Source organism: Mycobacterium sp. TH-M15, from assembly GCF_057473705.1.
The window spans coordinates 1-3,159 of sequence record NZ_JBYCLB010000058.1; the positions used below are offsets into that span (position 1 = coordinate 1).

General features: G+C 70.1%; 5 protein-coding genes. All 5 read right to left on the reverse strand.

The window, feature by feature from the left end; genetic code table 11:
* On the reverse strand, positions 1–332 hold a 332-nt coding region (locus tag AC2VNT_RS01435), incomplete at its 3' end, for an NADH-quinone oxidoreductase subunit A (protein ID WP_486945165.1).
* A gap of 149 nt (positions 333–481) precedes the next feature.
* A complete protein-coding gene (locus tag AC2VNT_RS01440; protein ID WP_486945166.1) occupies positions 482–880 on the reverse strand; it encodes an Rv3143 family two-component system response regulator in 399 nt (132 codons plus the stop codon).
* Positions 881–938: 58 nt separating this feature from the next.
* Positions 939–2,078: a DUF6285 domain-containing protein gene (locus AC2VNT_RS01445; protein WP_486945167.1), complete on the reverse strand. Its 1,140-nt coding sequence runs from the start codon at positions 2,076–2,078 to the stop codon at positions 939–941.
* On the reverse strand, positions 2,005–2,628 hold the full coding sequence (locus AC2VNT_RS01450) for a TetR/AcrR family transcriptional regulator (protein WP_486945168.1): 624 nt from the start codon (positions 2,626–2,628) through the stop codon (positions 2,005–2,007). Before AC2VNT_RS01450 ends, AC2VNT_RS01445 begins: the two co-directional genes overlap by 74 nt.
* A partial coding sequence (locus tag AC2VNT_RS01455) for a beta/alpha barrel domain-containing protein (RefSeq protein ID WP_486945169.1) occupies positions 2,628–3,159 on the reverse strand: 532 nt, incomplete at its 5' end. The genes AC2VNT_RS01450 and AC2VNT_RS01455, both read right to left, overlap by 1 nt.

The window sequence follows — 3,159 nt, forward strand, 5'->3', positions numbered from 1 at the left end:
GCGAAGACGACGACGACGAACAGCGCCATCTCGATGAGCGCGAAGACCCCGAGCCCGTCGTAGGCGACCGCCCACGGGTAGAGGAAGACGATCTCGATGTCGAAGACGATGAACAACATCGCCGTCAGGTAGTACTTGATCGGGAACCGCTGGCCCTGCGGCGCGAGCGGCCCGCTGACCGGCTGATCGGTGGGCTCGATCCCGCACTCGTAGGCCTCCAGCTTGGACCGGTTGTAGCGGGACGGGCCGACCAGCGTCGCGGCGATCACCGAGAAGACGGCGAAGCCGGCCGCCAAGCCGGCCAGGATGAGGATGGGCAGGTACAGATTCATCGAGTGACGTTGTTCTCTGATCGCTGTCGGTGTGAACTCTCGCACAGCGTATCGTGCTGCGATCAACCGGTTGGCGATACCGGCAAATTAATCCGACTGTGACCCGAGTCACCGTTAGCGGTCAACGGGGACAGCGGAATTCGCCCGATTCAGGCCGCCGAGGCCCGTAACAGCCCCAGTACCACCTGACTCAGCTTTATCTGGTCGACGGGGTGCGGGACCGCGGCCTCGGCCCGTGACCAGCGGGCCAGCCAGGCGTCGTCGGCACGGCCGGTGAGCACCACGATCGGTGGGCAGGCCGTGATCTCGTCTTTGAGCTGCTTGGCGATCCCCATCCCGCCGGCCGGGGTTGCCTCGCCGTCCAGGATCGCCAGGTCGATCCCGCCGGCGTCCATCTCCCGGATCACCATCGGCTCGGTGGCGACCTCGACGTAGCTCAGCTCGGGCAGATCCGGGTGCAGCTGCTTACCCAGTGCCAACACGACCTGCTCGCGGATCGCGGCGTCGTCGCTGTAGACCAGGATCCGAAGCGGGGCGGGGGCAGACACGCTGGCGATGCTACCGCTCGCGGCGGCCGGAGAAGACGGGATCGGTTGACCGTCGCCATCAGCGGTCGTAGCCGGGGTGGGCGACGGCCAACCGATGCCGCACCAGGGCCCGCAGAGGGCCGATCACCTCGCCGCGGTGGTCGAGTTCGCTGGCCCGGATCGCGGCGGCCGGCGCGGCCTCGTCGGCGAAACCCAGCCCGCGAACGGCCACCTCGGCCGTGTCGTCGGCGGCCAGCAGTTCCCGCTCGACGATGTGCAGCGCGTTCGCCGCCACCCGGGCGTGGAAACCGGCCCGCCCCTCGGTGGCCGGGCGCACGTCGGTCTCCAGGAATTCGGCGACCGCCGCCACCAGCTCGGCCGCGGTCGGCCGGCCGTACCCGGCGCAGACCGGATTGGCCCCGTCGCCGGCCCGGGCCTCCGCGGCTGCGTCGTCGCCGGCGGGAGTGGCTCCGGCCAGCAGGTCGAGCAGATCCCACTCGGTCTCGGCGACCCGCCGGCCGATCGTCGCCAACTCCACCGAGCGGGTCTGCCCGCTCAGGTGCCGGTGCGCCTGGTAGCGACAGACCACCCCCCAGCGCAGCGTGCCCAGCACCCCCCACCAGTGAAACCGCGCCGGGTCCACGCCCACCCCGGTGGCACGCTGGTAGGCGGCCAGGAAGTCCTCGACCGGGCCGAGCCCGCCGGCGCCGCGGTCGGCCGGCGCCCCGAACCGCCAGGCCCGGATGCAGAACCAGGCCCGGTCCTCGCAGGCGTCGCCGCGATGCACCAGCTCCCAGTCCAGCACCGCGGCCAGCTCGGATCCGGCCACGATCAGGTTGCCCATCCGGAAGTCGCCGTGCACCAGCCGGGCCCCCGGCGTGTCGGTGGGCACCAGGAACGCGGTGATGCGTCGGCGCGCCGACGCAGCTGGGCCAGCAGGTCCTCCCATTCGCGGCGCGGAACACCGCCGTGTTCGACGTCGGTGCGGGCGAACTCCCGGCGCTGGTCGAAGTACTGCATGTGCTCGGCCTGCAGCGGGGCGATCTCGGCGTCGATGAACTCGTCCATCTCCGCGAGCAGCGTCGGGAGATGTTCCGGCAGCGTGAAATCCGAGCTGCGTCCTTTCCCTTAGTCGGGCCGTTCGGTCATTGGTCGGTCCAGAATCCGTACAGGGTCTTCTTCCAGATCGTCGCCAGCGTCGCGATGGCGTCGGCGTCACTGACCTTCAGGTCGAGACCGGAGCGGCGGGCGAAGACGGTGGTGAAGTTCTCGAACAGCAACGCGATCGCGGCGGCGGTGTGTTCGGGATCCAGTTCTCGACCGTAGCCCTGCTGCTGGGCGTTCCGCACCGATGCCGCGACCGTGTCCATGCCGACCCGCCGGAACTGGTTCTGCACGTCCGCGAACCGCTCTTGGGTGGCCGCCAGCTGAGCCACCGCGATCATGATGCCGATGTTCTGGGTGAACATCGTCCAGTAGCCGGTGACCACCGAGGTGAAGAATTCGGTGTCGCCGGGGGAGTCGGGCAGCCGTACGGTGGAGCCGGCCGGGGCGACCACGTCGCGCACAAACGACTCCGCCAGGTCGGCTAGCAGCTCTTCCTTGTCGGCGAAGTAACGGTAGAACACCGCGGGTGATTTTCCCGCGGCCGCAGTGATGTCGGTCAGCGTGGTGCCGTGGAAACCCCGCTCGGCGAAGAGCTTCGAGGCGGCCTGCTCGATGGCCCGCCGGGTCTGGCGGCCCTTGGAGCTCAACGCCGTGGTGACCATCAGGTGCGCAGCTTCCGGTCGCCGGCCCGCAGCAATGCCCCGGGCAGGTCATGGCCGACCACCGCCTGCGCGACCTCGGCGGCGGCGATGGCGGCGGGCAGGTCGACGTCGGTGCCGATGCCGCTGTCGCGCAGCAGATACACCAGGTCTTCGGTGGCGATGTTGCCGGTGGCCCCCGGCGCGAACGGGCAGCCACCCAGGCCGCCGACCGAGGCGTCCAGCCGGGTGACGCCCGCGCTCACCGCCGCGTATGCGCTGGCCAGCCCGGCGCCGCGGGTGTTGTGGAAGTGCGCGCCCAGGGGGGTGTTACCGATGTGTCGCCGCAGCGCCGTGATCAGCCCGGTGACCCGGCCGGGCGTGGTGGTTCCGATGGTGTCGGCGACGGCGAGTCGGTCCACACCGAATTCGGTTGCCCGGGTGGCGATGTCGGTGACACGTTCCGGCGGTGTCGGTCCGGTGAACGGGCAGTCCCAGGCGGTCGCGATGATGACCTCGACCGAGGCGTCGCGGTCGTGGGCGATGCCGGCGATC

Bases quoted from the DNA above. Each gene is read 5' to 3' on its own strand.
- AC2VNT_RS01450 (WP_486945168.1), bottom strand. From the start codon at position 2,628: ATGGTCACCACGGCGTTGAGCTCCAAGGGCCGCCAGACCCGGCGGGCC.